The sequence below is a fragment of the Polaribacter sp. IC066 genome, assembly GCF_007997085.1.
Taxonomy (GTDB): Bacteria; Bacteroidota; Bacteroidia; order Flavobacteriales; family Flavobacteriaceae; genus Polaribacter.
This window is the reverse complement of the sequence record NZ_VORR01000019.1, coordinates 46,285-69,327: the sequence shown is the minus strand read 5'-3', so window position 1 is coordinate 69,327 and position 23,043 is coordinate 46,285. Positions and strand designations below refer to the sequence as shown.

19 protein-coding genes are annotated in these 23,043 nt (G+C 32.0%); 15 read left to right on the top strand and 4 right to left on the bottom strand.

Annotation, left to right across the window (positions count from 1 at the left end; translation table 11 throughout):
- Positions 1–325 precede the first annotated feature (325 nt).
- The 4 genes from ES044_RS08555 (at position 326) to ES044_RS08540 (ending at position 2,998) form a co-directional block, all read left to right on the top strand.
- Positions 326–685: a transposase gene (locus tag ES044_RS08555; RefSeq protein WP_147118947.1), complete on the top strand. Its 360-nt coding sequence runs from the start codon at positions 326–328 to the stop codon at positions 683–685.
- Positions 603–1,586 carry an IS3 family transposase gene (locus ES044_RS08550; protein WP_189663243.1) on the top strand — a complete coding sequence of 328 codons (984 nt, stop codon included), beginning with the start codon at positions 603–605 and terminating at the stop codon, positions 1,584–1,586. The genes ES044_RS08555 and ES044_RS08550 overlap by 83 nt, the downstream gene beginning before the upstream one ends.
- A gap of 282 nt (positions 1,587–1,868) precedes the next feature.
- Positions 1,869–2,114, top strand: coding sequence for a hypothetical protein (locus ES044_RS08545; RefSeq protein WP_147118949.1), 246 nt, complete (start codon positions 1,869–1,871; stop codon positions 2,112–2,114).
- A 179-nt stretch (positions 2,115–2,293) separates the two neighbouring features.
- On the top strand, positions 2,294–2,998 hold the full coding sequence (locus tag ES044_RS08540; RefSeq protein ID WP_147118950.1) for an alpha/beta hydrolase-fold protein: 705 nt from the start codon (positions 2,294–2,296) through the stop codon (positions 2,996–2,998).
- 469 nt (positions 2,999–3,467) lie between these two features.
- Here ES044_RS08540 and ES044_RS08535 read toward each other — a convergent pair whose 3' ends face one another.
- A complete protein-coding gene (locus ES044_RS08535) occupies positions 3,468–3,833 on the bottom strand; it encodes a Na(+)-translocating NADH-quinone reductase subunit F (protein WP_147118951.1) in 366 nt (121 codons plus the stop codon).
- Complete coding sequence (locus tag ES044_RS08530) at positions 3,833–5,185, bottom strand: DEAD/DEAH box helicase (protein WP_147118952.1); 1,353 nt, start codon at positions 5,183–5,185, stop codon at positions 3,833–3,835. Before ES044_RS08530 ends, ES044_RS08535 begins: the two co-directional genes overlap by 1 nt.
- Before the next feature lie 101 nt (positions 5,186–5,286).
- Between ES044_RS08530 and ES044_RS08525 the strand changes: the two genes are divergently transcribed.
- The 9 genes from ES044_RS08525 to ES044_RS08485 all read left to right on the top strand — a co-directional run bounded on the left by ES044_RS08525 (position 5,287) and on the right by ES044_RS08485 (position 18,261).
- Positions 5,287–6,051 carry a TatD family hydrolase gene (locus tag ES044_RS08525; RefSeq protein ID WP_147118953.1) on the top strand — a complete coding sequence of 255 codons (765 nt, stop codon included), beginning with the start codon at positions 5,287–5,289 and terminating at the stop codon, positions 6,049–6,051.
- 4 nt (positions 6,052–6,055) lie between these two features.
- Entirely contained in the window at positions 6,056–7,150 is a 1,095-nt protein-coding gene (locus ES044_RS08520; RefSeq protein WP_147118954.1) for a hypothetical protein, read from the top strand.
- Entirely contained in the window at positions 7,116–7,643 is a 528-nt protein-coding gene (locus ES044_RS08515) for a methylated-DNA--[protein]-cysteine S-methyltransferase (RefSeq protein ID WP_147118955.1), read from the top strand. The genes ES044_RS08520 and ES044_RS08515 overlap by 35 nt, the downstream gene beginning before the upstream one ends.
- Before the next feature lie 58 nt (positions 7,644–7,701).
- A complete protein-coding gene (locus tag ES044_RS08510; RefSeq protein WP_147118956.1) occupies positions 7,702–11,079 on the top strand; it encodes a hypothetical protein in 3,378 nt (1,125 codons plus the stop codon).
- 80 nt (positions 11,080–11,159) lie between these two features.
- On the top strand, positions 11,160–11,540 hold the full coding sequence (locus ES044_RS08505) for a hypothetical protein (protein ID WP_147118957.1): 381 nt from the start codon (positions 11,160–11,162) through the stop codon (positions 11,538–11,540).
- 69 nt (positions 11,541–11,609) lie between these two features.
- A complete protein-coding gene (locus ES044_RS08500; RefSeq protein WP_147187013.1) occupies positions 11,610–15,929 on the top strand; it encodes a CusA/CzcA family heavy metal efflux RND transporter in 4,320 nt (1,439 codons plus the stop codon).
- Between the two features lie 2 nt (positions 15,930–15,931).
- Positions 15,932–17,047 carry an efflux RND transporter periplasmic adaptor subunit gene (locus ES044_RS08495; RefSeq protein WP_147118959.1) on the top strand — a complete coding sequence of 372 codons (1,116 nt, stop codon included), beginning with the start codon at positions 15,932–15,934 and terminating at the stop codon, positions 17,045–17,047.
- A gap of 111 nt (positions 17,048–17,158) precedes the next feature.
- On the top strand, positions 17,159–17,686 hold the full coding sequence (locus ES044_RS08490; protein WP_147118960.1) for a DUF3575 domain-containing protein: 528 nt from the start codon (positions 17,159–17,161) through the stop codon (positions 17,684–17,686).
- Between the two features lie 77 nt (positions 17,687–17,763).
- Entirely contained in the window at positions 17,764–18,261 is a 498-nt protein-coding gene (locus ES044_RS08485) for a DUF3575 domain-containing protein (protein ID WP_147118961.1), read from the top strand.
- Between the two features lie 218 nt (positions 18,262–18,479).
- Here ES044_RS08485 and ES044_RS08480 read toward each other — a convergent pair whose 3' ends face one another.
- Together ES044_RS08480 and ES044_RS08475 are read right to left on the bottom strand one after the other, a co-directional pair.
- Positions 18,480–20,021 (bottom strand): glycine--tRNA ligase, encoded by a 1,542-nt coding sequence (locus ES044_RS08480; RefSeq protein WP_147118962.1) that lies wholly within the window; start codon positions 20,019–20,021, stop codon positions 18,480–18,482.
- A 45-nt stretch (positions 20,022–20,066) separates the two neighbouring features.
- Entirely contained in the window at positions 20,067–20,699 is a 633-nt protein-coding gene (locus tag ES044_RS08475) for a class I SAM-dependent methyltransferase (RefSeq protein WP_223269166.1), read from the bottom strand.
- Here ES044_RS08475 and ES044_RS08470 point away from each other — a divergent pair.
- Positions 20,680–21,366, top strand: coding sequence for a ComF family protein (locus tag ES044_RS08470; protein WP_147118963.1), 687 nt, complete (start codon positions 20,680–20,682; stop codon positions 21,364–21,366). The genes ES044_RS08475 and ES044_RS08470 overlap by 20 nt on opposite strands.
- A 58-nt stretch (positions 21,367–21,424) precedes the next feature.
- Positions 21,425–23,041: an Ig-like domain-containing protein gene (locus ES044_RS08465; protein ID WP_147118964.1), complete on the top strand. Its 1,617-nt coding sequence runs from the start codon at positions 21,425–21,427 to the stop codon at positions 23,039–23,041.
- Positions 23,042–23,043 lie beyond the last annotated feature (2 nt).

Below are 23,043 nucleotides of genomic sequence, written 5' to 3'. Positions count from 1 at the left end.
CTTTGGTAGAGTTTCAATCCGTTGAATTTCCTCTTGAGTATATTCGTTATCTAAATGCGAGAAATTATGTTTACAATCATCTGAATCTGACATAATTTGAATATAAATACGTATTAATTAAAACGTATGCCAACACCGTATAAAATTAATTTGCTGGTTTTAACATACTTATGAAAGTCCGTGTCGCCTTTCTTTTTTGCATTGTTTAATTAGTTATTGGTAAATTACGCAAACTAATATTATACAATCACGTTGGCATTCATTTAAATCCTGAATCGTCCTGAAATAGGTTGACTAAAAATTAAACATTTAATTATAGTCACTTATGAAAACACAAAAAGAACACTGGCGAAAAAAATCGTATCAAAAAGTAACACTTGAACTCAAATTATCCGTCGTTGACCAAATTAAAAATGGTCAAATTTCAACCAATTTTGCTTCCAAAAAACATGATGTTCCTAGAACCACAATTGGGTATTGGATCAAAAAATACAGTACTTTAGTGCAACAAAACACGGGTATGAGTAAATTAAATGAGATTAAAAAACTAAAGGAACGTATTGAAGAACTGGAGTTTGTAAAAGGCTTTCAGCAGGATATCATTGCAGATATGGAAATTATTACTGAAGTCGATTTGTCAAAAAAGTCGTTGCCCAAAACACCTGCCTGCCGGCAGGCAGGTTAGCAAAAGAGATAGCAATAAAAAAGAAAAACCGTTTAAAAGAAAGTGGTTCTATCAGTGTTTTGGGATTAGTAAACAAGCCTTTTACAAAAGAGAAAAATCAAAAGAAATAAAAGCTATAAACGACACTAAAATTATTACAATGGTAAAAGAATATCGTAAAAAAGTAGGTGCTAGAACTGGTGGTAAAAAACTATATAAAGAACTTAAAAATAGGCTTATTGAACAAGAAATTAAAATCGGTAGAGACAAGTTTTTTGATGTATTAAGGCTACATAATTCACTCGTTCCTAAACTCAAAAATTACATAACTACAACAGACTCAAATCATCTCTTTAGGAAATATAAAAACCTCATTCAAAACAAAGTACCTAATAGACCTGAACAACTTTGGGTAAGTGATATTACATACATTAAAACTGAAAACGGACACAACTATTTAGCAATTGTAACAGATGCATATTCTAAAAAAAATATGGGATATAAACTAGACGACAATATGAAAGCATCCCTATGTGTAGACGCATTGAAAATGGCTTTAAATAATAGAAAATACCCTTCTAAAAAGCTGATTCATCATTCGGATAGAGGGATGCAATACTGTTGCCCTGAATATACTCAGTTTGCAGAAGATAATGTAATTATAATGAGTATGACTGAACAATATGACCCATATGAGAATGCAATTGCCGAGAGAGTTAATAGAACTTTAAAATATGAATATGGACTTAAAAACTGTATCAAAAATACAACTATAGCTCAAAAAACAGCAAAACAAGCTGTATATATTTACAATAATTTAAGAACACATTTTTCATTAGATCTTAAAAAACCAGAACAAGTACACAATAATCCAAATATCAAATACAAGTCATATCGTAAAAATAACGTAAATTTAACTTAACTCGAAGATTAGCAATAAACAGAAAGTTATTCTGATTTTTTTTGCCTATTCAAAGGCTAAAAAAAAATCGGAAATAACTTGAAAAAAGGTCAACCTATACACGGACAATACACTTTGCAAACACCTGAAATACAAACCAAAATAGTTGTTTTTTAATTTAGCAACCTTAACTTTCTCAAAAAAATAAGCTAGCTTCGTTTATCTTCTAAAAGACAACATTAAAAACACTTTACGCCATTGTAGTTTTCTACTAGTAGACCAAACTGCTAATAAACTTGAAAAATGAAAAAAATATATTTTAGCCTTTTACTTATTTCACTATTTTTTGCAGGTAGTTTTAGCCAACAGCTTCATGTTATTTATTCTCCATCAGTTTTTGATCAAACATTTACAGGAAATGTAATTGTTTATTTGTCAAAAGAAAACAAAGAACCAAAAAATGGTGCTGTAGGTTTTAATCGCTTTCCATGCTTTTCCGTTGCTGTAAAAAACATGCAACCAGGACAAGCTATTATTATAGATAATTAAGCGACTTCCTATCCTACTACCCTGTCAAATATTGAACGCGGAGAGTACTATGTTCAAATTGTATAGGACACCTTGGTGGACGCTCTATAGCAGCAAGTGCAGGAAACTTATTTAACCTGTATAGCAGGATTAATATCACTAAAGATACCAAAGAAGTTGTTAGCATTACTGCCACGCAAATGATTCCAACACTTCTCCATTTCAAAGAAACTAAATTTGTAAAAGAATTAAAAGCACCGTCTGCATCGCTTAGTCAATTTCATAAAAAACCGATGACGGTTGATGCAGCGGTTATACTTCCAAAAGAATATTATACAGAACCAAAAAGAAAATTTCCAATACTATTTACCATTTCAGGTTATGGTGGCGATTACCAAAGATACTCAGGTAATGAAATACCCAATCCTGCAATGAATAGCGCTCCTGTGATTAAAGTATATCTAGACGGCAATTGCTCTTTGGGCCATTCGGTATATGCAAACAGCGATAATAACGGACCTTGGGGCGACGCTTTAACCACAGAATTTATTCCTTTACTTGAAAAAAACTTTAGAACTAATGGTGCTAGATTGTTAACAGGTTATAGTAGCGGTGACTGGACAGTTCTTTGGCTTCAAACGCAATACCCAAAAATATTTGATGTTTGTTGGTCTAGTGCACCGGACCCCGTGGACTTTAGAAGTTTTCAAAGAGTAAATTTATATGAAGACAAAAACATGTTTTACAAAACAGATAATTCTCTATTTTTTGTTGCCACCATTGGTGGGTTTATACATTGGGCTACTATGAAAGATGTGTATGAAATGGAGCATGTTGTAAATCGAGGTGAGCAGATGCATTCTTTTAATGCGGTATTCGGTAAAAACGAACTGATGGCACACTAGAAAAAATTTGTAACAGCGATACCGGAGAGATAAATGCTACTGTTTTATCTCATTGGAAAAACTATGACATCGCTCTTAATTTAAAGAATAATTGGAATGCATTAAAATCAGATCTAGATGGTAAAGTACTTATTACAGTAGGGAATCAAGATAATTTTCTCTTAAATTATGCCGTAAAATTATTAGAAACACAAATGAATGAATTGACATCAACATTCCAGTTTGGTTACTATCCTAGCAATCACTTTACAGTGCGCACCGCTACTTATAAAGAGGATGGCTATCAATTTCTAAAATAAAAATACATAAAATGGCTCGATAAATCTGAAGCCGATAGAAAATAGCAAAAGCACAACACCCTATATAATTTATTGCTAATGCGAGGTTGATTAACAAAAGCTCGCTTGTTTTCTTTGCGATTAGTATTCTCTAATTTGCCTGCTAATCAACACAACTAACTATACACAGCCTACGCTATAATCTTCAAAAAATCCTCAAAAGCAACATAATACGGTTGGTTTTTAAAAACCGGACTTTCTACACTTTCTGCATTCGCAATACCAACGCCAGCAAACCAAACTTTAGCTTTTTGCTTTTTGGCATGTTCCTTAAAAGTTTCCATCCAAACAACATCATACTCATTAGGAGCCTGTAAATTAGTGGTTGCTTTTACCAACACAAAAATAGTAGGTTCTCCTTTTTTAAATAATACATACTGCGGATGCCTTTTTAATTTGCTGTTGATTGCCTGAAACTCGTAGCCCATTTCGCCTAACTTTTCGCCAACAATATTCATTGCCAAATTGTGCAATTCTTGTGCTGTTAAAATCTGCATTATTTCTTTTTATTATGTTTGTTATAGTTTTTATCGCCTCTCGTTTTTGGCTTCTTATATTTCTTGGCAATTTCTCTTCTGTAAGAGCCTCCTAAATTTACCTGACTATTCTTCTCACTTTTTTCATGAAAAGCAGCTCCAGGAACAAATTCTAAAGATGTTCTGTTTTTAGAAATTCCTTGATCTTCTCTTGGGCGTTCATCTTCTGTTAATAAGGTAGAAATTTCAACCTCTTCTGGCAATTCTAAAACCGGAATTTGATACTCCATTAAAGCCTGAATACCTTCTTTTGATTCTTGCTCTTTTTCTGTTGAAAATAAAATCGTTTTTCCTTCCTTTTCAGCTCGCCCTGTTCTACCAATTCTATGCATATAATTTTCAGGAAAATCTGGGGTATCAAAATTAATAACATGACTTACATCATCAAAATCTAAACCACGCGCCATAACATCTGTCGCAACTAAAATTCTATTTTTACCTTCATCAAACTGTCTAATAGAACGTATTCTGTAATTTTGTGTTTTGTTAGAGTGTATTACACATGTTTCGCTGCCAAAAACTTCTTCTAAATGTTTAAATAGCAAATCTGCAGTTCTTTTAAAACCAACAAAAATTAATACTTTATGATAGGTTTCTTTGTCTTTTAAAAAGTGATTTAACAAGTTAACTTTGGTGAAAAAGTTAGGAATATTGTATGAAACTTGCTCTATATTGTCTAACGGTGTTCCACTAACTGCTACAGAAATTTTTTCAGGATTTTTAAAGAAATCGTAAATTAACAAATCTACATCTTCGGTCATTGTTGCAGAAAACAATACGTTTTGTCTTTTTTCTGGTAGAATATCAAAAATATTCATCAGCTGAAATCTAAACCCTAAATCTAGCATTACATCAACCTCGTCAATTACCAATTTCTGAATCGCCTTTAGCTTTAGTGCATTGCTCAAACCTAAATCATATAAGCGCCCAGGAGTTGCCACAATAATATCTTGCCCTTGCAAAATAGCTCGCTTTTGTGTGTTGATATTCGTACCCCCATAAACGCCTAAAACACGAACATTTATATATTTTGCTAGTTTTTCAATTTCATCAACCACTTGTAAAACTAGTTCACGCGTAGGAACCAACACTAAAACTCTTGGGTGTATTTGTTTCGAAAACTTTAAATCACGCAGAATAGGCAACATATAAGCAAACGTTTTACCGGTTCCTGTTTGCGCAATTCCCACAATATCTTTACCAGATCTTACTACAGAAAATGCCTGCTCTTGAATTGGAGTTGGGTTTTGAAAGCCCAAATCGTCAATACCATATTGTAATTGATTTGATAAGTCTAAATCTTTGAAAGTCATCGTCTAAATTTTATGCAAAGGTACGTTTTATAAAAAAGTGTATCAATAATGATTTCAGTTTTAATATCATTAATTTTGCAACCGAAAAATCAACCTAAAAAATGATTACAGATACGCATACCCATTTATATTCTAGTCAGTTTAATGAAGATCAAGCGGCCATGATACAGCGCGCAAAAGATGCTGGTGTTTCTCGGTTTTTTATTCCCGCTATCGATTCTACGTATACAAAAAGCATGTTGCAACTAGAAAAAGATTTCCCTAACGATGTTTTTTTAATGATGGGATTGCACCCAACGTCTGTGCAAGAAAATTATTTAGAAGAATTAGCCCATGTAAAAGAATGGATCGATAAAAAAGATTTTTACGCAATTGGCGAAATTGGCATCGATTTATATTGGGATAAAAGTTTTCTAGTAGAACAGCAAGTAGCTTTTAGAACACAAATTAAATGGGCAAAAGAGAAAAAACTACCCATTGTAATTCATTGTAGAGATGCTTTTGACGAAATTTTCGAAGTTTTAGAATCGGAAAAAGGAGATGATTTAAGAGGAATTTTTCATTGCTTTACAGGAACTTTAGCGCAAGCAAAGCAAGCAATTTCTTACAATATGAAATTAGGCATTGGCGGTGTTGCTACTTTTAAAAACGGCAAAATCGACAAATTTTTAAAAGAAATAGACATCAAACACATTGTTGTAGAAACAGACGCTCCTTACCTAGCTCCTGTTCCTTTTAGAGGCAAAAGAAATGAAAGTGCATACATAACTAATGTTGTCGATACATTAGCAACTATTTACCAGCTTCCTTTTGATGAAATTGCGGCAATCACTACTCAAAATTCTAAAGATGTTTTTGAGGTATAATTTGATGAGAAAACAGCTTCTATTTCTAGTGATTTTAGCATTTTCTTGCACTATCAGCTCTCAAGAATACAGAAAATACTGGCAAGATGGCAACTTAACTTGGTCCGACTTTCAGGCAAAACCAACTAAAAATAATCCAGCATATCTTGCCTACGTTTTAATGTATCAAACAGATAAAAAAACATTTGATGATGTACATTATTATGGTGTTTTTGCTGATGCTTATATTGATAAATCGCTCTCTTTTGTGCATCATAATCTAAAGGATGAACATCATTTAAAATACAACCAAGTAATTTTTAATTTGGTAGAACTTCATAAAAGAAAACTACAAAAAAGGATTTATACATTAAATAATATCTTTGAAATTAATCCTTTGTTCAGCGATACCAAAAGCCATTTAGAACGCGAGGTACTTAACTTTCAAGAAGAGGGAAATTACGGAATTCAAAAAGAAGTAACAGAACAATGGCTTCTAAAAACCACAGAAAAACTAGCAACAACCAATTCTTTTGAAAAACCAGATTTTAAAAAAAGTAACTGGACTTACGGTTTAAATGGTGGTGTAGATTTTGGCTTTTATGGTGGCGAATACAATGAAGTTTTTAATAACACAATTGCCATTTCACTTGGCTTTGAGTTTTCTTATAAAAAGGTTTTTATGGGCGTAAACATGAACTTTACAAACAGCAAACTAAATTCCGATTTAAACGAAGGTTCTTTTATGATTCCTGAAGGAGAAAGAAGTACAATTGGTCTTTTAAATGCCTATTTCGGATATCCTGTATACGAAACAAAAAAGTTTAGAATTATTCCTTTTGCGGGTTATGGTGTTACCTTTCTTGGAGAGGCCGTAGACCAAGACGACCAACAAGAAATTTCTACGGGAGGTGCTATATTTGGTGTCAATTTTGATTTAAAAAACAAAAAAACCGTCAACTTTACGCCAACCATTTTTGGTTTAAGAGAAGAAGGAAACAGTTACTTTAGAGCCCGTGTTTTTATGAGTACTTCTAATTTTAATCAAACCTTAAAAGGCTACAGTGTAAACATTGGTTTCGCGTATGGTTTTGAAGGTAAATTTTTATCAAAAAAATAATTTGGATACACAAACCACCTATTACAAAACACCCATAGGAATTGCCGAAATTGTTGGCGATGAGAACGGAATTCAGACAATTTCTATTTTAGATGATGGCACTATTTCAGAAGCGTTATTACAAGCAAAAACACCTTATTGTTTGCAAGATTGTGTGGGGCAATTAGAAGAATATTTTAAAGGTAAAAGAGCTAGTTTTAACTTAACGGTAAACCCGAAAGGAACCAAGTTTCAAATAAAAGTTTGGAAATCCTTACTTAAAATTAACTACGGAAAAACAAAAAACTATTTAGAACAAAGTAAGTCTTTGGGCGATATGAAAGCTATTAGAGCCGTTGCATCTGCTAATGGCAAAAACCCTATTTGGATTGTGATTCCTTGTCATAGAGTTATTGGTTCTGACGGGTCTTTAACTGGTTATGCTGGCGGAGTTTGGCGTAAAAAATGGTTGCTCGCACATGAAAATCCTGTAAAACAGCAATCTCTTTTTTAATTTGAAGGGTATTAAATCATAAAAAACATATTTTTACGTTAAAGACGTATCGTTTTATATGCTTCAAAAATATTTACTTTTTGTTCTTTTTTTTGTTGGATTTTCTGTCCATGCGCAAAAAATATCTTCAGATTTTAGAAAGAAAATTATTGAAGTGCAAAAAGACACCATTCAATTAGATTCTGTGGCGATCAATCCACAACAATTCAAAATTTTAAACGTCTTAAAAAAAGAAATTCTAGCATCAGAATATTCGGTTGATTTTAGCAACGCTATTTTAATAATCAACTCAAAAAAATATCAAGAAATAACTGTTGAATATTTTAGAATTCCTGAATTTATAACCAAAGTTTATACTCCTTTTGATGAAAAACTTATTTTACAAAACTCCTCAAATAACGGCACCTTATATAGTTTAACTACTAATAAGAAGGCTTCAGAAATTCAACTTTTTGAAGGCCTGCAAACAAAAGGTTTTATTACCAGAGGACTTACTAGTGGTAACAATCAAAATGCTGTAACAAACTCGGCTTTAGATTTAGAAATTTTCGGTAAACTCTCTAAAGAAGTTACTTTAAGAGCCAATATTTTTGACACTAATATTCCGATTCAAGAAAACGGATATTCGCAAAACCTAACAGATTTCGACCGAATTTTTATTGAAATGTTTAGCGACAACTGGCGCGTAAAAGCAGGTGATATTTCTATAAGAAACGACAAGAGTTTCTTTTTACCTTTTACCAAACAAATTGCGGGTTTAGAAGTAGAAGCAAACATTACAGAAAATTTAAAAGTAGCGGCTTCTGGCGCAGTTGTTCGGGGTAAATTCAATAATCTTAAATTTGTTGGCGTAGAAGGCAATCAAGGTCCGTACAAACTTTTTGGAGCTAATAATGAGGCAGCCATTTTAATTATTGAAGGTAGTGAGCAGGTTTTTGTGAACGGTATTTTATTAAAACAAGGAGAAAACAACGATTTTACAGTCAATTATAATTTGGCAGAATTAACGTTTACCACCACTTTTCCGATTACCAATGATATGAGAATTACGGTAGAATTTCAATATTCTGATAGAAATTATACGCGTTTTATCACCTATGAAAAAGCGGAATATGAACGAGATAAGTTTCAAATTTCAGGCTACTTTTATTCAGAAAACGATGCCAAAAATCAACCTTTACAACAAAGTTTAACAGAAGAACAAAAAGAAATTTTAGCAAATGCAGGCAATAATCCGACTGCCATGATTGCTGAAAGTGCTTTTGTTGACGCTTTTAATGAAAATAAAATTTTATACAAAAAAATCAACAATACAAACGAAGAGTATTTTGAGTATTCAACCAATTCAACAGATGAGTTATACAGCGTAAACTTTTTAAATGTTGGCACAACTAATGGAGATTATGTTTTAGACAGAACCATTGCCATTGGTTCTATTTTTAGATATGTTGGCATTAATCAAGGAAATTACAAACCGATTGTTCGTTTAATTGCCCCAACAAAATCCCAGTTTTTTGTTGTAAAATCTGGATATCAACCAACAAAAAAAACAAGTTTAAAAACCGAAATTGCTTTGAGTAACAATGATGCCAATTTATTTTCTACCATTGATAACGATCAAAACAAAGCGCTTGCTGCAAAAATTGGTTGGCAACAAGTTTTAATGGATAAAAAATGGCAGTTATCTACCAACATTAGCCATGAATATGCTCACAAAAATTTTAGAAGTATTCAACGTTGGGAATCTGTAGAATTTAACAGAGATTGGAATATTTTAACAAATAATGCGACTAAAAATTACTTTCAGTCTGAACTTTTGTTAAAAAACAAAAAGAAAGACTTTGTATCCTATCGCTTTAATAATTTGAATTACACGGATACTTTTAACGGAATTAAACACGAATTTAAATCTCAAATTAACTTCGATAAAACTACCTTTTTTGCAGATGCGAGTTTATTAGCAAATACCTCTACGCTAGAAGACAACTCGTTTTTAATAGCGAAAGCAAAAGCCGAACATTATCTCACAAAAAGCTGGTTTGGGGCCTTTATCAACTTTGAAACCAATGCCAGAAAAACCATCTACACCAATCAATTTATAAACACAAGTCACCGTTTTAAAGAATATGAAGCCTATGTTGGTCTTGGAGATTCAACCAAAGTATTTGCCAAAATCGGCTTTAATTATAGAGATAATGATAGTATAAGATCAAATCAGTTTACAGAAATCAACAACAGAAAAACATTCTATATCGATAGCAAACTCATCAACACTAAAAACACCAATTTAAGTGTGTTTGCAAACTATAGAAGTACACAAAATAATTTTACGGCTAATGAAAAAGCGCTGAACTCTAGATTGATTTTTAATCAGAAATTATTTAACAATTTCATTAGCATAAGTACCATTTACGAAACCTCTTCTGGCAATGTTGCACGGCAAGATTTTATTTATGTACAAACAGAACCTGGTTTGGGTTTTTATACTTGGATTGATTATAATAAAGACGGAATTAAAGATTTTAATGAATTTGAAATTGCACTATTTCAAGACCAAGCAAACTATTTACGATTGCCAAAACCCAACTTGCGTTTTATTGCGACACAGCGAGCAAAATGGAATCAAACACTTACCTTAAACCCAAGAAGTTGGGCCACAAAAAAAGGAATTAAAAAAATAGTTTCTCACTTTTATAATCAGAGTTTTTTATCCATCGAAAACGAACAAGAGAGAACTCAAAATTCCTTTCAATTAAATCCTTTTGATTTTAATGAAAACTCTTTAGTGAGCCTAAATTTAAACATAAGAAACAGTTTGTACTACAACAAAGATTTGCAAAAAAATAGCGTCACTTTTACCTACGGAAACTCCAAGTTAAAACAACAGTTTTTTATTGGTAGTCAAGAAAATAACATCAATTTACACCAGCTAGACTATGCACATAAATTCGCCGACTTTTGGTTGCTCAACTTTATGGGTAAAAATTCGTTAAATACGCTAGAGACAGAGAATTTAACCGATAGAAACTTTGAGATAAAAGCCTATGAAATAAGTCCGAAAATTAGCTTTTTATATAACGAAAACAATCGGTTCTCGGCTTTTTATCACTTTAAAGACAAAAAAAATCAGATTCAAAATTTAGAACAGTTACGCCAGCAAAAATTTGGCGTTGAATATTTCTTTATCGGAAAACAGAAAAATCAAATTTCGGCAAATATCAATGTCTTCTTAAATGATTTTACGGGCAATTCAAATACACCCGTTGCATATCAAATGTTAGAAGGTTTGCAGGCCGGAAAAAATTATACTTGGAGTTTAGTATTCAACCGAAAATTGAATTCATTTTTAAATTTAAATCTCAATTACTTGGGTAGAAAAAGCGAAAACTCGAAAGCCATTCATACCGGCAGTGTGCAATTAAGAGCCAACTTTTAAACTGTTAAATTTTAATGTTTGTAACAATAGTTGCATCATTAATTAAAAAAAAATCTTTACTTTGTACTGTTATGTTTAAAATGTTTGCCATAATTTTATCTAATTTGATTCTGCTTCAGAGTCTTAACGTTCATTTAGAGTCTTTCTCTAAATTAAATGTGTTGTTAGAACATGCGCAATTTCATCAAAAAACATATGGTGATAGCTTTTTTGAGTTTTTGTATGAACATTACGGCGATAAAGATCTTTTAACGACTAGTAATCATACAGAACATAAAGATTTACCCTTTAAAAGCAGTTCACAAACATGCAGTCATCTTATCTCTATTTTCGATTTTAACATTGATGTTTATGAGTTAAAAAATAAGGTTCGTTTGCAAACTAAACCCAATTATTTTTACAAAGATTCTCATTCTTTTTTCGAGAAACATGCTGTTTTTCAGCCACCAAAATTCGCATAATTCATTTTTTAGATAGAGCACCTGTTTTTAGCAACAGGCATTTTATTATTCCTAAAATTTCTATGAATTATGTTAGAAAACATCATAAAATTCAGCTTAAAAAATAAGTTGATTACTTTTATATTTACTGCTTTTATTATCGGTTTTGGTATCTATTCCTTAACCAACATTTCTGTGGGTGCTGTGCCAGACATCACCAATAATCAAGTACAAGTTATTACCACGTCTCGTAATTTATCTACACAAGACGTAGAACAATTTATTACCTATCCGGTAGAGCTAGAAATGGCTAATTTACCCGGAGTTGTAGAAATTAGATCTGTTTCAAAATTTGGTTTATCGGTGGTAACCATCGTTTTTGAAGACGATTTAGGCACCTATTTACCAAGACAATTAATTGCAGAAAAGATTAAATCTGCTTCCGAGAAAATTCCTGATGGTTTTGGCTCACCAGAAATGGGCCCGATTACCACAGGTTTAGGCGAAATTTATCAGTATATATTAGATGTAGAGCCGGGGTTTAAAGATCAATATTCTGTAACTGAACTCCGAACCATTCAAGATTGGATTGTTAAACGACAGCTTTCAGGAATCCCAGGAGTGGTTGAAATAAATACCTGGGGCGGCTTTTTAAAACAGTATGAAGTTGCCATCAATCCTACAAAATTAAATGCCATGAATATTTCTGTGGCTAAAATTTATGAGGCATTAGAAAAAAATAACAGTATTGCAGGTGGCGGATATATTGAAAAAACCAACGAAGCTTTTTTTATTAGAGGTGAAGGTTTGATAAAAAATCTAGACGATGTTCGCAATATCGTGGTGCAAAATGAAGGCATCCCTATTTATATAAAAGACATTGCAGAAGTAGGCTTTGGTAGTGCTACTCGTTTTGGCGCTATTACCGGAAACGGTGAAGGTGAAAAAGTACTTGGCCAAATTATGATGCTTAAAGATGGCGACTCTCAAGCCATTATTAACGCTGTTAAAAAACGAGTTGCATCCATTCAGAAAACATTACCCGAAGGCGTTTTTATCAACGGATTTTTAGAAAGAAGCGAATTAATTGATAAAATTACCTTTACCATCGCAGAGAACTTAAGTATCGGATCGCTTATTGTAATTTTTATTGTGGTTTTACTATTGGGTAATATCCGCTCTGGTTTAGTGGTAGCCTCCGTAATTCCTTTAAGCCTTTTATTTGCAATTTCATTGATGCGTATTTTTGGTGTAGATGCCAATTTAATGAGTTTAGGTGCTATAGATTTCGGAATTATCATTGATGGCGCCGTTATCATCGTAGAGTATATTACGTTTAGAATTGTCAGTAAAAGTGATGAATTAAAACTCCTAGAGAAACCAGCACAACAAGAACAAATTGATGCAATTACCTTAAAAAGTGCTTCAAAAATGATGAATTCTGCCATTTTTGGACAATTAATTATTTTAATTATATTTATTCCTATTTTAACCTTAGATGGTGTAGAAGGCAAAATGTTTAAACCCATGGCGCTTACTTTTAGTTTTGCTTTAATTGGCGCTATGTTGCTTTGTTTAACTTACGTTCCTGTAGTTTCTTCGTTATTTTTAAAACCTCAAAAACCGGGTAAAAACAACGTTTCTATAAAAATAATGAGCTTTTTAAACTGGTTTTATAATCCGATTATTAACTGGTCTTTACATCACAAAAAAATAGTCATCGGTTTTGCAAGTTTGCTTTTAATCTCTAGTATTTGGATTTTTAGTAAAATGGGCGGCGAATTTGTGCCCACGTTAGATGAAGGCGATTTTGTAATTCAGCCTGTGTTAAAAACAGGAACCTCTTTAGGAAGAACTATAGAAATTACGACAAAAATTGAACAGATTTTGTTAAATAAATTCCCCGAGGTAGACCAAGTTGTAAGTAGAATTGGTGCTGCAGAAGTTCCTACAGACCCAATGTCTATGGAAGAAAGTGACGTCATTATTAAATTAAAGCCCAAAGCAACATGGACTTCTGCCAAAAGTAAAGACGAACTCGCTGATAAATTTAAAGAAGCTTTGGCAATTATTCCAGAAATGGAAGTAGAATTTACACAACCTATAGAAATGCGTTTTAATGAATTGATTACGGGTGTTAGGGCAGATATTGCCATCAAAATATTTGGCGAAAATTTAACGGTTTTATCAGATAAAGCAGCGATCATAAAAGACCTGATTCAGCATGTAGAAGGCGCTGCCGATATTGTTGCTGAAAAAGTAGAAGGTTTACCGCAAATGACCGTTCAATTTAATAGAAGTAAAATTGCGCGTTACGGGTTAAATATTTCTGATGTAAATGATTTGATTTCTATGGGTTTTGCTGGCAAAATTGTAGGAAATGTTTTTGAAGGTGAAAAACGTTTTGATTTAGCAGTTCGTTTCGCAGAAGATAACAGAAAAGATTTGGCCAGCCTTCAAAATTTATTTGTCGATACGCCTGCCGGAAATAAAATTCCTTTGAGCGAATTGGCTAAAATCAGCTACACAACTGGGCCTGCACAAATATCAAGAGATGACACAAAACGAAGAATTGTAGTCGGTATTAATGTTAGAAACCGAGATGTACAGTCTGTAGTCGATGAAATTAGAACTATTATTGATAAAAACTTACAACTCCCAGTGGGTTATACCATTACCTATGGCGGGCAATTTGAAAACCTACAAAGTGCAAAAGCAAAGTTGTTAGTTGTAGTTCCTATCGCCCTAGCGCTTATATTTCTACTTTTGTATTTTGCCTTCGGATCTTTAAAAGAAGCGCTCTTAGTGTATGCTGTAATTCCGCTTTCTGCAGTTGGCGGTATCTATTTATTATGGCTTAGAGATTTACCTTTTAGTATTTCTACTGGCGTTGGCTTTATTGCTCTTTTCGGAATCGCAGTTTTAAACGGCATTGTATTAATTGAACATTTTAAACAACTTAAAAAAGACGGGATACAGAATATTGAAGAACGAATTAAAACAGGAACAAAAGAACGTTTACGACCTGTAATTTTAACAGCAGCGGCAGCAGCACTCGGTTTTTTACCCATGGCAATTTCTACCAATGCAGGTGCAGAAGTACAACGCCCGTTAGCAACTGTAGTTATTGGCGGTTTAATAACAGCAACGCTTTTAACCTTAATTGTGTTACCTGTTTTATATGCTTGGTTTGAAGAGAAAAAAGCAATTAAATTAAATAAAACAAGTGTACTAACCCTTATTGGCTTTTTGTTTGTATTGCAGACCAACGCACAAACAAAACGAACCTTTCATGAAACCTTAACGTTGGCTTTAGAAAATAACGCCGCTTTAAAAGCATCGAGTTTGAAAGTAGAAGAAAGCAATGCTTTGATTAAAAGTGCTTTTAGTTTTGATAAAACAAGTGTTTATTATGGGTTTGATGAAAACAATTTAGCCCTAAACAACTTGCCTTTAGCAGTCTTTGGTATTGCACAAGATTTTAAATTCCCGACTGTTTATTTTGCTGATAAAAATGTAAATAAGGCACAATCTAGTTTAGAACAAACAAATTACGACCTTGAATATCAACACATAAAAAAAGAGGTTTCTAGCAGTTATTATCAATTGGTATACACCAAGAACAAAGTAGAAAGTTATCGCTTTTTAGATAGTTTGTATCAAGATTTTGTAAAAAAAGCAACGCGTAGGTTTGAGTTGGGCGAAACTAATTATTTAGAAATGATTACCGCAAAATCGAAACAAAAGCAAATAGAAACGTTGTTTAAACAAGCGTTGCAAGAAGTACTCTTATCCAAAGAAAAATTAAGAGCATTGGTACAAATTGACAGCTTACATATTGTTGATGAAACCTTGGTAATGTTAACAATGAATACCATTTCTGCCAAAGACAATGTGGGATTACAGTATTTTGAAAACGCTAAAAATCATGAAGATGCGCTTTACAAATTAGAGAAACAGCGTTTACTGCCCGATATTAGTTTCGAGTATTTTCAAGGAAGCAATAGTTTACTGAATACTAATTTAAGAGGCTATCAAATAGGCTTAAAAATTCCGTTGTTATTTTCTGGAAATTCAGCAAAAATAAAAGCTTCAAAAATTGCTAAAAATATTGTTGTTGAACAAGAGCAAAATTATAAAGTAATGCTAAAAGCGAAATACAATGAACTTTTAGCCGTTTTAAAGCAACATAAAGAAGCCATCAATTATTACGATCAAGAAGGCGAAAATCTTAAAAATGAAATTATAAAAACAGCGAATAGAACCTTTAAAGAAGGCGAAATAGACTTTTTTCAATATATACAAAGTATTGAAACTACCAAAGAAATAGAGCTTTCTTATTTAGACAATTTAAACGCTTACAATCAAACTATTATCAGCATAAATCACCTTATTTTAAATCCTTATTAAAGATGAAAAGCATATATATACTCTTATTTTCGTTTGTACTTTTTGCTTGCGGAAATCCAGAAAAAACTACTGAAATCATTGATGAAACAGCAATAAACAGTACCTTAATAACCATTAGTAAAAAGCAATTTGAAAGCGAAAAAATGGCCTTTGGTCAACTTTCAGAACAAGCGTTTTATACCACGGTAAAAACAACTGGCATTATTGATGTTCCGCCAGAAAACAAAGCGAGTGTGAGTACATTTATTGGTGGTTATATTACTAAAATTCCGCTTTTAATTGGTGATAAAGTAAAAAAGGGCCAACTAGTTGCTAGTTTACAAAACACAGAATTTGTAGAAATACAACAACAGTATTTAGAAATTACAGCACAATTAAGTTATTTAAAAAATGAATATGAAAGACAAAAAACATTATTTGACGAACTCATTACCTCTGAAAAAAACTATCTAAAAGCCGAAAGTAATTACAAAAGCAATTTGGCAACTTACAATGGTTTGCGTAAAAAATTAGAAATGATGCACATCAATCCTACTGCAGTAGAACAAGGAGAAATTTCATCGACCATAAATTTATATGCACCAATAAGTGGGTTTGTAACTAAAGTAAATGTTAGCAATGGTTCTTATATTTCATCGGCAGATGAGTTGTTAGAAATAATAAATACAGATCATATTCATTTAGAATTGAATGTTTTTGAAAAGGATATTTTAGGAATTAAAAAACATCAGAAAATACAATTTAAAATTCCAGAAGCATCCAATAAAATATTTGATGCCGAAGTGTATTTGGTGGGTACTTTTGTAAATACGGATAGAACTATAAAGGTTCACGGTCATATTAATGATGATGAAAATAGCAATTTTATAACAGGTATGTTTATTGAAGCTTCTATTATTAGCGATGTATCAAAAGAGATATCGCTCCCTAAAAGTGCTATTTTAGAAAGTGAAAGCAATTATTTTGCACTGGTTTTAAAGGATGAGAATACAGATTCATATCGTTTTGAAAAAATAAAGATCACTATTGGTTTGCAAGAAGAAAACTATGTGGAAATTAAAAATCATCAACAACTAAAAGATCAAAAAATACTTACAAAAGGGCTTTCTATGTTTTAAAAAATAGTTGGTATCGCTACCTTAAAAAAACAAATGAATCTATTAAACCATTTTCTATTTTTAATGGGTTGCTTTTTGCTACTTTTGTTATTCATATTAAAAAAAAATATAATGAAAAAAATCACGCTAGCACTTCTATTATTGGCAAGTTCTTTTTTAGTTGCACAAGACAAAGAAAAAGAAGAGTACCCCCAAGATATTAATAAGAAACACGAACTAAAAATAAATGCGCTAACGCTGCTTGCGGCAAAATGGATAGATGTTTCTTACGAAAGATTAATAGATGAAGAGTCTTCTTTTGGAGCCGCTGTAACTTTAAATACAGATGCCGATGTTTCTGATTTAAACTATGCAATAACACCTTATTATAGACGTTATTTTTCTGGAAAATTTGCACGAGGCTTTTTTGTTGAAGGTTTTGGGATGTTATTTTCGGCAGAAGACGATAATTTTCTTTTTGGTAGTAATAACAATGAAGACGTTACTGGGCTTGCACTTGGTATTGCTGTTGGTGGTAAATTTGTTTCTTATAAAGGTTTTACAACTGAATTAATATTAGGTGTTGGTCGAAATTTTTTAGAAAGCGATAATAATGAAGCTGTTGGTCGATTAGGAATCTCTGTTGGTTATAGATTTTAAAAATAATTTTGCACGTAGCATTTTTGGAACTTTCATAAGATAGACTCAAACAAATTATTATTCTAAAAAATAAATCGATGAAAAAAGTTATTATACTATGTACACTGTTTATAAGCACTTTTGCCTTTTCTCAAAAGGAAATAAAATTAGATATTGCCGATGCGCTTGTAATTCGAAGTTTAGAATTTTCTTATGAAAATTATTTAACTGAAAACTCTTCTTTTGGTGTGTCTGCTCTTTTTAATTTAACCAAACAAGATGTAAATTTCAGGTACAATGAAAATATGATGATTACGCCTTATTATCGTCATTATTTTACAACCAATAAACAATGGAACTTTTTTGGAGAAGGTTTTGTGGGTATTAATTCTGGTAAAAAAGAAATGATGAAAGACTCCGGAGTTTACGATATTAGCTATACTGATGGCGCTTTAGGTATTGCCGTGGGCACAAAATATGTTGCAACAGGCGGTTTAATTATTGATGGGTACGTAGGTGTTGGTCGTAATTTATTTGGTTCAAACTCACCAGTTCTAGTACCTAGAATTGGTTTAAATATAGGCTGGAGGCTTTAGTGTTTAGTGTTTAGTGTTTAGTGTTTAGTGTTTAGTGTTTAGTGTTTAGTGTTTAGTGTTTAGTGTTTAGTGTTTAGTGTTTAGTGAAAATTAAAAAAAAATCCGTTAGAAAATAATTTCTAACGGATTTTTTTATGTTCAATTATAAATATGTTTCGATATGCTGATTCTGTGATACTCAAAAAAGTTCAGCACAAGCGCACAACAATTAATTGTCATTACATTTTTTGCAACCACGTTTTTACATCAACTTCAGCTTTTATAATTTCTTTTAAATCTGCAATGGCAACTCTTTTTTGTTCCATGGTATCTCTATGTCTAATCGTTACGCAATTATCCGTTAAAGAATCATGATCTACTGTGATACAAAAAGGAGTACCAGCAGCATCTTGTCTTCTATACCGTTTACCAACGGCATCTTTTTCGTCGTAAAATACATTAAAATCCCATTTTAAATCCTCCATAATTTCACGAGCAACTTCTGGCAAACCATCCTTTTTAACCAAAGGAAAAATGGCCGCTTTAAAAGGTGCCAAAACTGATGGTAATTTTAAAACCGTTCTTGTGGTTCCGTTTTCTAGTTCTTCTTCTTGCAAAGAAGTAGAAAAAACAGCCAAAAACATTCTGTCTAAACCAATAGAAGTTTCTACCACATAAGGCACATAACTTTTATTTTCTTCGTGATCAAAATACTGTAGTTTTTTACCAGAATGTGCTTCGTGCGCTTTTAAATCGAAATCGGTTCTTGAGTGTATTCCTTCTAATTCTTTAAATCCGAAGGGAAAATTAAACTCGATATCTGCCGCCATATCTGCATAATGTGCTAATTTATCATGATCATGAAAACGATAATTTTCTGCGCCTAAACCCAAACTTAAATGCCATTTTAAACGGTCTTCTTTCCATTGATCGTACCATTCTTTTTGTGTTCCTGGTTTTACGAAAAATTGCATTTCCATTTGTTCAAACTCACGCATTCTAAAAATAAATTGTCTTGCAACAATTTCATTTCTAAAAGCCTTACCTGTTTGCGCAATTCCGAAAGGAATTTTCATTCTTCCTGTTTTCTGCACATTTAAAAAATTTACAAAAATACCTTGAGCAGTTTCTGGGCGTAAATAAACCTGTGTAGAGTTTTCTGCGGATGCACCAATTTGCGTTCCGAACATTAGGTTAAATTGCTTTACCTCTGTCCAGTTTTTAGAGCCAGAAACTGGGCACACAATATCTAAATCGATGATCAATTGTCTAAAACCTTCTAAATCACTTTCTTCTTGAACCCTAGTTAGTTCTGCAGTAATTTCATCCATTTGTTTTTGACGACGCAACACATTTGGATTTGTTTTTACAAATTCATTTTCATCAAAAGAATCACCAAAACGTTTTTGTGCTTTTGCAATGTCTTTCTTAATTTTATCTAGAATTTTCTCTCTAAAATCTTCAACTAAAACATCTGCTCTGTAGCGTTTTTTAGAATCTTTATTATCTATTAAAGGATCGTTAAACGCATCTACATGCCCAGAAGCTTTCCAGGTTGTTGGGTGCATTAAAATTGCTGCATCGATACCCACAATGTTTTCATGCATTTGCACCATTGCTTTCCACCAATAATCTCTTATATTTTTCTTTAGCTCAACTCCGTTTTGAGCATAATCGTAAACCGCGCTTAAACCATCATAAATTTCTGATGATTGAAATACATACCCGTATTCTTTTGCGTGCGATAAAACTTTTTTAAATTGATCTTCTTGTTTTGCCATAATTAGGACAAATATAACGGTTTGCTCTATTTTATCAAGAAAAAATTACTCGACTTTTTTACAACGATAAATAAAGGCCGGAGGGATGTTTAAAGGTTCGAATTCTAACGAAATAGACTCTTTAAACACTTTTTTTAGTTTCTTAAAATAACTTAAACTATACTGAAACTGAATAAAAGAACCATTTTTAGCTAAAATTTCAAAAGATCTGTCTAAAATTTCATCAGAAACTTCATCCGGAATAATGGTAAGCGGTAAACTAGAAATAATATAATTTACTTTGTAAATATGAAGTTTTTTTAATTCTTCAATAATATTTTCTGCAGATGCTTTTAAAACAATGAGTTGTGGATGTTTTAAATCTTGCAATTGACGGTAAAAATTATCATTAATCTCAAAGCAAATTAATGTTGCTTTAGGAGATAACCTCTCTAAAATATACTTGGTTATCGCTCCATTACCAGGCCCTAGTTCCACCAAAACATCTGCTTTAGAAAAATTAATTTCTCGTAGCATTCTTTTTGATAAAAACCGAGAACTTGGCGCAACGGTGCCCAATGTTTTGATGTTTTTTACAGCTTCCTTAAAAAATTTTATTTTGCTAGACAATTGTTCTTTCTTTTTTATTAAGTATCTTTCTAAAAAAAGTTCCGTAAAGATGATACTTTTAAAAGACATATTCCATCTTTTTTACCCAAATTTATGCACTATTTGTACAAAACATTTAGTTGAAAATGAAACAGCAATTTGTACTTTTTGCAGACATGATTTGCCACTAACCAACTTTACTGATTATAACAACAATAAAGTAACTCAAACTTTTTATGGCAGTATTCTTTTAGAAAAAGCATTTTCGTTGCTTTTTTACAGAAAAAAAGGAAGTACTCAAAAACTAATTCACGATTTAAAATATAAGGGAAATGAGGAAATTGGTGTCTTTTTCGGGAATTGGTTAGGTGAACTTTTAAAAGAAAATCAAGAATTTAAAGCAGTAGATTTTATCGTTCCCGTGCCTTTACATCCAAAGAAATTAAGAGAAAGAGGCTATAATCAGGTTACAAAATTCGGGAAACGACTAGAACATCATTTACAAATACCCCTAATAGAAAATAATCTAACCAGAACTTCAGCAACAAAAACACAAACTTTTAAAGCTCGTTTTGAACGTTTTAGAAATTTAGAGACGACATTTCTATTACAAGATCCTTCTTTTTTTAATGACAAACATGTTTTACTACTTGACGATGTTATTACTACAGGTGCTACTTTAGAAGCGTGCGCAAAAGAATTCGAAAAATCTAAAAACTGCAAAATAAGTATTCTAACAATGGCCTACACCGAATGAATTTTATGCTTTTTTATTCAAAAAATAATTGTTAATTTGTATAAAATTTACTTTTTTTGTGAGAGCCTTTTACAGATTTTTCTTTTTTATATTTTTACTCGTTTTTGTTTCTAATTGTGCTAGAACAGGCAGGCCAGAAGGTGGCCCAAAAGATGAGGATGCACCGTTGTTTGTTGCTGCAAATCCGCCTTACGAAAGTATCAATTTTAAGAAAAAAGAAATTGTCATAAAGTTCGATGAGTTTGTAAAACTAAAAGACCTTAATAAGCAGCTGGTTGTTTCACCCCCTATGAAATATCCACCATTAATTTCTCCTCAAGGATCTGCAAGCAAGCAAATTAAAATAGAAATTATAGATACGTTAAAACGAAACACCACCTATATTTTTAATTTTGGTAATGCTGTTGAAGACAATAATGAAAGTAACCAATTAGAGAATTTTAAATATGTTTTTTCTACCGGAAGCTATATCGATTCTTTAACAATTTCTGGCGGTATTAAAGATGCCAAACTTCTTGAAACACCCAAAAGTAGTAACGTTTTATTGTACAGAATAGATAGTGCGTTTAATGACTCGATTGTTTACAACAGAAAGCCAGACTATATTACAAGCACTTTAGATACTACTGTATTTAGATTTACCAATTTAAGAAAAGGCAACTATTTAATGATTGCTTTAAAAGAAGTTATCAACGATTATATTTTTGATCCTAGAAACGATAAAATTGGTTTTGTTGCCGATACAATTCAATTACCTCGAGACAGTATTTTAAGCACACCAATTATTTTATTTAAAGAAGATTTGCCCTATGAATTTAAACGAGGAAAAGAAATCACCAAAGGAAAAATAGCGTTTGGTTTTGAGGGTGATGCAAAAAACATGAAAATTAACATGCTTTCTAAAGTGCCTGCTGACTTTAAAAGTGTATCAAAATTTGAAGTTGATAAAGACACTTTAAACTATTGGTTTACGCCTTTTGAGGCAGATTCTTTAAATTTTACAATTACTAACAACCAATTTATAGACACTTTTACGGTTCGATTAAGAAAGAATAAAATAGATTCTTTAATTATGAGTTCTACAATAAAAGGTACTTTTCATTTTAGAGACACCTTTTTTATAACGAGTAATACCCCAATTATTAAGATTGATACTAGTAAAATTAGTCTTTTTGATAAAGATACTATTGCCGTTAACTACAGAACGTTGTTATCAAACAAAGAAAATAAAATTGGCTTTATTTTTGAAAAAGAACCGAAACAAAAATATAATCTAAAATTTTTACCCAATTCATTCACAGATATTTACGATGTTTCAAATGATACTCTTATATATAAAGTTGCCACCAAAGCAATAGACGATTATGGTAGAATTACCATCAATGTAGAGAACGCAAAGTCTCAAAATTTAATTATAGAAGTACTCTCCGGAAAAAAACAAGACGAACTTGTAGCGCGTCAATTTGTATCAACTTCTACAAAATTAGTTTTCGACTTATTAGAACCAAAAAAATATACCATTAGAGCTATTATTGATGATAATAAAAACAATAAATGGGACACTGGTAGTTACTTGAAAAAGCAACTTGCTGAAAAAATTATCTATCATAAGGTCATTAACAACACCGAATTAAGAGCCAATTACTTTTTAGAAGAGCGTTTTACTTTTGAATAAAT